Here is a 6,234-nt window from a genome sequence, read left to right on the forward strand (position 1 = left end):
GTCCCATCCCGGCTCAGGAGCCGCCGGGAGCGGGGAGGGCGTGGGCGAGGGGATCGGTCAGGAGGTGGGTGAAGGCGAGTTCGGCCGCGCCGGTGAGGAGGGTGCGATCGCCGAGCCGGCAGACCCGGAAGCGGGCGACCTCCCGGGACGCGGGCAGGGCGTGCGTGTTGACGCGGCTGCGGATGTGGGCGGCGGTGCCGAGGTAGATCTCCGGCAGCGTGCCGCCGAAGATGATCAGGGCCGGGTTGTAGAGGTTGATCAGGTTGACGATGCCCACGGCGAGCCAGTCCCCGACGGTGTGCAGGGCGGTGCGCGCCGTCACGTCGCCCCGATCGGCGGCGTCGACGACGGCTCGGATCCCGGCGCGGCCGGTGGCGGCGCCGACGGGTCGACGGGCGGCCTCCAGGAGCGCGTTCTGGCCGGCCTCCGCCTCCAGGCAGCCCCGGGAACCGCAGGAGCAGGGTCTGCCGCCCCGGGGGTTGACCAGCATGTGGCCGACCTCGCCGCCGTAGCCGCTGTGGCCGCGCAGCAGCCGGCCGCCTGAGATGACGCCGCCGCCGATCCCGATGTCGCCGTGGAGATAGACGAGGTCCTGGCAGCCGATCCCGGCACCGCGACGGTGTTCGGCGAGGGCGCCGAGGTTCGACTCGTTGTCCAGCAGGACGGGCAGGCCGAGACCGAGGCGGCGCGTGAGGTCCTCGGCGAACCCCTCCTGCGTCCAGCCGATGTTGAAGGCCGAGCGGACGAGGCCGTCGGGGTGGCGGATCATGCCCCGCACCGCCGCCCCGGCGCCGACGCAGACGGCGCCGGGCGGCGCCGTGTCCCGCATCTCCGCCGCGAAGCCGGCCAGCGTGGCGGCGGTCTCCCCGGGGTGCAGGCCGATCCGGGGGGCGACCGTCTCCCGGTGGTCCAGGAAGGCGCCGCCGAGCCCGATGCGGGCGGCGGCGAGGTAGTCGACACCCACGTCGAAGGCGAACACGTAGCGGTTGACGGACTCGGGCCGGACGACCAGGGACGGCCGGCCGGCCCGGCCCGTCTCCCGGGGCAGCTCCTCACGGACCAGGCCGGCCGTGGTGAGCTCGGTGACCAGCGCCATGATGGTGCTGCGGTTGAGCCCCATGCGGTCCGCGAGCACGGCCCGGGAGGCGGGACCGCCGAGGTGGACGTGCCGCAGCAGAGTGCTGAGGTTCTGCCGGCGGATCTCCTCCTGGGAGGGACCGGCCTTCATCATGCTCCGCCCTCATCGTCGTACGGCACGGCGGCGGGAAACGGCGTCCACACCCGCGGCGACCAGCAGCACCGAACCGGTGACGGCGTACTTGACACCGGAGCTGTACCCCATCAGTCCCATGCCGTTCTGGATGACGGCGACCACCATACCGCCCAGTACGGCGTTGATCAGGCGTCCCCTGCCGCCGAACAGGCTGGTTCCCCCGATGACGGCGGCGCCGACGGCCAGCAACAGCACGTTGCTGCCTCCGGTGTTGGGGTCCACCGAGTGGCCTCGGGAGGCGGCGATGATGCCGCCGACCGCCGCCAGCGAGGAGCAGATGACGAACGCGGAGACCCGTATCGCGGTGACGTTGATGCCGGCCCGGCGGGCCGCCTCCTGACTGCCGCCGACGGCGTAGATGTGCAGCCCGAAGGCGGTCCGGCGGAGCACGAAGGTGCCGATGACGAGCAGCACGACGATGACCGGAACCACGATCGGCACGCCCTTGACGGAGTCGACCACGAGGGAGCGGCTGCGCTCCTGGTTGAGCAGGTGGACGGCGATGCCGCCGAGGACGGCGAGGCCGCCGATCCGCGCCGCGACCAGGACGGGCGGAGCAGTGGTCAGGCCGCGCCGCCGGCGGTTGCGCATCTGCCGCAACTGCACCGCCGCGAACCCGCCGACGCCGATGCCGAGCATCGCCCAGCCCAGGACGGGTGGCAGGTTGTCGTTGGCGATGGCGAGGATGACCGGGTCGTTGATGGAGATGTTGGTGCCCTCCTCCAGGAGCATCAACACGATGCCCTGGAAGGCGAGGAAGGCCGCGAGGGTGACCACGAAGGACGGTATGCCGATCCGGGCCACCAGTACTCCCAGCACCAGGCCGATGAGCATGCCGGTGAGCACGGCGGCGAGCACGGCGGAGTACCAGGGCCATCCCTGGTCGGTGAGCATGACGGCCAGGACGGCGGCGCAGACGCCGCTGGCGAAGCCCGCGGACAGGTCGATCTCGCCCAGCAGCAGCACGAACACCAGGCCCATGGCGATGGCGATGCTGCCCGCTCCCTGGGTGAGGAGGTTCGCGAAGTTGAGGTTGGACAGGAAGACCGGGCGCATGATCGCGAAGATCACGCAGAGCGCGACGAGGCCGAGGATGGCCGGCAGCGAACCCAACTCCCCGCCCCGCAGCCGGTCCAGGTAGTCGCGGCCGACGGCGCGGATGCCGTCGACGGTCGAGGGCGGCTGCTCGGCGGTCTTCTCGGGGTGGAGGGCGGTGGTCATGGGGTGGCTCCGTTGGTGGTGGCGAGGCCCAGATCCCCGCTGCGGCCGGAAGTGATGAGTTCGACGACCTGTGATTGGGTGACGTCGGTCGTCCTGACCTGTGCCGCCATCCGGCCCAGGTAGAGGGCCGCGATCCGGTCGGAGACCGCGAACACGTCGTTGAGGTTGTGGGAGATCAGCACGACGGTCAGGCCGTTGTCGGCCAGCCGCCGGACCAGTTCGAGGACCTGGGCGGTCTGGGCGACGCCGAGGGCGGCGGTCGGCTCGTCGAGGATGACGACCTTGCCGTTCCACAGCACCGCCTTGGCGATGGCCACGGTCTGCCGCTGGCCGCCCGAGAGGTGGGAGACCTGTTGGCGGACGGACTTGACGGTCCGTACCGAGAGTCCGGCGAGGGTCCGGGCCGCCATCTCCTCCATGGTGGCCTCGTCCAGGATCGGGCCGCGGCGCTTCTCCCGGCCCAGGAACATGTTCTGCACGATGTCGAGGTTGTCGCACAGCGCCAGGTCCTGGTACACGATCTCGACGCCCAGCGCGGCCGCGTCCCGGGGCCCGTTCACCTGGACGCGTCTGCCCTCGAACCGGTACTCGCCGGCGTCGAAGGAGTGAATGCCGCCGATGCACTTGACCAGGGTGGACTTGCCGGCGCCGTTGTCCCCGACGAGGGCGGTCACCTCGCCCGGGTAGGCGCTGAACGCCACGTCGTGCAGGACCTGGACCGGTCCGAAGCTCTTGTCGATCCCGCGCAGTTCGAGGATCGGGGTCACCGTCATGGGAGGGGACTCCTCGGGTCGTGGAGGGGCCGCGGGTCCCGGGCCCGTTGGCGGGACCCGCGGCGTGCCGGGGGTCTCCCGGCGTTCGGAGGGGTGTCAGTTGATGCCGGCCTCTTCGCACAGGGCGGCGTAATCCCCCGTGCACAGCTCCTCCTTGGTGACGTAGCCGTCCTCGACGACGTCCTTGACGTTGTCGCGGAAGATGGCCTCCGGGCTCTCCAGCACGGACGGCACGTCCCGGTCGCCCTCCGGGTCGTGGACGGTCGCGTTGGTCTCGGCCTCCTCGCCCCTGGCCAGGGACACGGCGAGCCGGACGGCCGCCTCGGCCTCCTTCTTGACCGCCTTGTAGACCGTCATGCACTGGTCACCGGCGAGGATGTTCTGCAGGCCCTGGACGGTGGCGTCCTGCCCGGTGACGGGCACCTCACCGTTGCGGTTCTGCTTGCGCAGTACGGCGATGGCGGCGTTGCCCAGGCCGTCGTTGGCGGCGAGCACGCCGTTGATTCCGGGCTCGCTGGTGAGCATTTGCTCGAAGATGGTGGCGGCCTCGGCGTTGTCCCAGTCGGGGACGGACTGGTCGGGTCCCTTGGTGTAGTCGCCGGAGTCGTACTTCGGGTTCAGCACGCCGTTGTAACCCTCGGCGAAGAGCAGGGCGTTGTTGTCGGTCGGGGAACCGTTGAGGGTGGCGACGAGCGGCTGCTCCACGCCCTTCTCCTCCAGGCAGGCCGCCAGGCCCTCGCCCTGCAACCTGCCGACCTCGGTGTTGTCGAAGCTGACGTAGTACTGGGCGGAGCCGCCGAGGGTGAGTCGGTCGTAGTCGATGGTCGCCACGCCCTGCGACTTGGCCTTGTCCAGGACGGCCTTGCCCGTTCCGCTGTCCAGGTTGACGATCATCAGGACGTTGACCCCGTTGGTGATCATCTGGTCGGCGATGGTCTGGAAGTCCTGCTTGTCGCCCTGCGCGTTCTGGATGTCGTACTCGACTCCGGCGGCCTCGAACGCCTCGGCGAGGTACTTGCGGTCCGCGGTCTCCCAGCGGGCCGACGACTTGCTGTCCGGCAGGATCACGCCGATCCTCGGCGTCGCGCCGTCCGAGCCGGTGCCGCCGCCGTCGTCCGAGGAGGAGTCCCCGCAGGCGGTGAGCGAGGCGAGCAGGGTCGCGGAGGCGACGCCGAGGAGGATTCCCTTGCGCATGGGCAGGGTCCTTTCTGAGGGGTACGACGGAGAGCGCCCGTCCGACGGATGCTCCGTCGGCGAGAGAAATCAGCGGTAAGTGCGCACTTGACCGAACTGCGGGTCCGTGACCGATCCACCCGGTTGAATGTTGTGAGCGGGAACGTATTGCCGGGCGGAGCGGCTGCACCAGCCCCGGGTACGGAAAATTTGTTGCGAGCGATAACAATCGGATGACGTCCCGACACGGAGCCTCCGCGACCATCGACCCGCCCCCTCGCCCCACCTCGGCACAAGCCTCGGGCGGGGCCGTGAACAGGCCCATCGACGGAACATCGACAGCACGTCGCCCGGTACCGCCCGGTACCGCCCGGAAGGGCTCCGGCGCCGGGGCTCCGTGGTGGTCACCCCGCTCGGTCGGCCCCGGCCCGGCGGGTGCCCGGGATGCCCGGGACGCCCCCGGCATTCGGAAGCGCCCGGGCACCTCGTTCCGCGTGAGCGGCCCCGGTCGGGGCGCGGGAGCCGGTCCCGGGCCCCGCGGCGGGGTCACGTGCCACCGGCTCCGGGGAGCCGGCGGGCGTGGCACCGGCCGGGGAAACCCGGAAACCGGGGAAACCGGGGAAACCGGGGAAACCGGGGAAACCGGGGAAAGGGGTCTCCGGCTCGCCCTCGACGGAGTCCGTCACGAACCGCGCTGCCGCATGTGGGGAGTCACCGGTCGTGCCGTCCTCGGAACGGGAGTGGCCCTCCGGCGGATGGGAAACGGAGGGTGGGACTTTCCCACCCGCGCGGGCCGGTCGCCACGCCCGGAGCGGGCACGGGGCATCGAGCCCTCAGCGCCGCTCCCCCGCCACCTCCCCGATCTCCTGTTCCGTCCAGATGGTCTTGCCGGTGGGGGTGTAGCGGCTGCCCCAGCGGTGGGCGAGCTGGGCGACCAGGAAGAGACCGCGTCCCCCCTCGTCGGACAGGCGGGCCCGGCGCAGGTGGGGCTGGGTCTGGCTGGGATCGGAGACCTCGCAGATCAGCCGCCGGTCCCGGGTCAGGCGCAGTCCCACGGGACCCCCCGCGTAGCGGATGGCGTTGGTGACCAACTCGCTCACGATCAACTCGGTGGCGAAGACCTGCTCATCCAGGCCCCATGCGGTCAGTTTCTCGCAGGCCAGGGCGCGGACGCGGGCCACCTGGCCGGGATCGGCCGGCAGCTCCCAGAAGGCCGTGTCCTCGGGCGGCACGGCCCGAACGGTGGCCAACAACACCGCCAGATCCTCCGTACGGTGCCGCCCGCGCAGCCGGGTCAGGATGTGCCGGGCCGGGTCGGACGGCGGCTCGCCGGCCTCGGCGGCGGCGAGCGCCAGTTCCCTCAGCCAGGACGGGCCCCGGCCGTCGTCGGCCGGAGCGGGGCCGGGCTCCCCGCTGTGGAAGGCGAGCACATCGCCCGGTGACAGACGTAGCTCGACCGGTTCGAAGGGCTCTCCGCCACCGCCCAACGGCGGCCCGGGCCGAAAGTCCACCGACGACACCTCCCCGCCGCGCGCCTTGGCCAACAGCGGCGGCGGGTGGCCGGCGCCGGCGATCAGGCACTGACCGGTGATCGGGCAATAGGTGGCGTAGAGGCAGGTGGCTCCGGTCAGGGAACCGGCTCCGACCGTCCCCTCGCCCCCCTCGTCCTCCCCGAAACGCCGCACCAGGTCGTCCAGGTGACTCAGCAGCTCGTCGGGGGCGGGGTCCAGATCGGCCAGGGTCTGCACCTGTATCTTATAAACATCTTCAAGCCCACGAGACTTGCATAGAAAT

General features: G+C 71.3%; 5 protein-coding genes. All 5 read right to left on the reverse strand.

What is annotated here, in order from left to right; translation table 11 throughout:
- Positions 1-13: 13 nt before the first annotated feature.
- Complete coding sequence (locus tag FNQ90_RS09435) at positions 14-1,231, reverse strand: ROK family transcriptional regulator (RefSeq protein ID WP_228471000.1); 1,218 nt, start codon at positions 1,229-1,231, stop codon at positions 14-16.
- Between the two features lie 9 nt (positions 1,232-1,240).
- A complete protein-coding gene (locus tag FNQ90_RS09440; protein WP_182605951.1) occupies positions 1,241-2,494 on the reverse strand; it encodes a sugar ABC transporter permease in 1,254 nt (417 codons plus the stop codon).
- A complete protein-coding gene (locus FNQ90_RS09445; RefSeq protein WP_143621710.1) occupies positions 2,491-3,267 on the reverse strand; it encodes an ATP-binding cassette domain-containing protein in 777 nt (258 codons plus the stop codon). The genes FNQ90_RS09440 and FNQ90_RS09445 overlap by 4 nt, the downstream gene beginning before the upstream one ends.
- 96 nt (positions 3,268-3,363) lie before the next feature.
- Entirely contained in the window at positions 3,364-4,461 is a 1,098-nt protein-coding gene (locus FNQ90_RS09450) for a sugar ABC transporter substrate-binding protein (protein WP_182605952.1), read from the reverse strand.
- An 812-nt stretch (positions 4,462-5,273) separates the two neighbouring features.
- The coding region (locus FNQ90_RS09455; protein ID WP_194432369.1) for an ATP-binding SpoIIE family protein phosphatase at positions 5,274-6,234 on the reverse strand (961 nt) is incomplete at its 5' end.

It is taken from the genome of Streptomyces alkaliphilus (assembly GCF_014141535.1).
Lineage (GTDB): Bacteria > Actinomycetota > Actinomycetes > Streptomycetales > Streptomycetaceae > Streptomyces > Streptomyces alkaliphilus.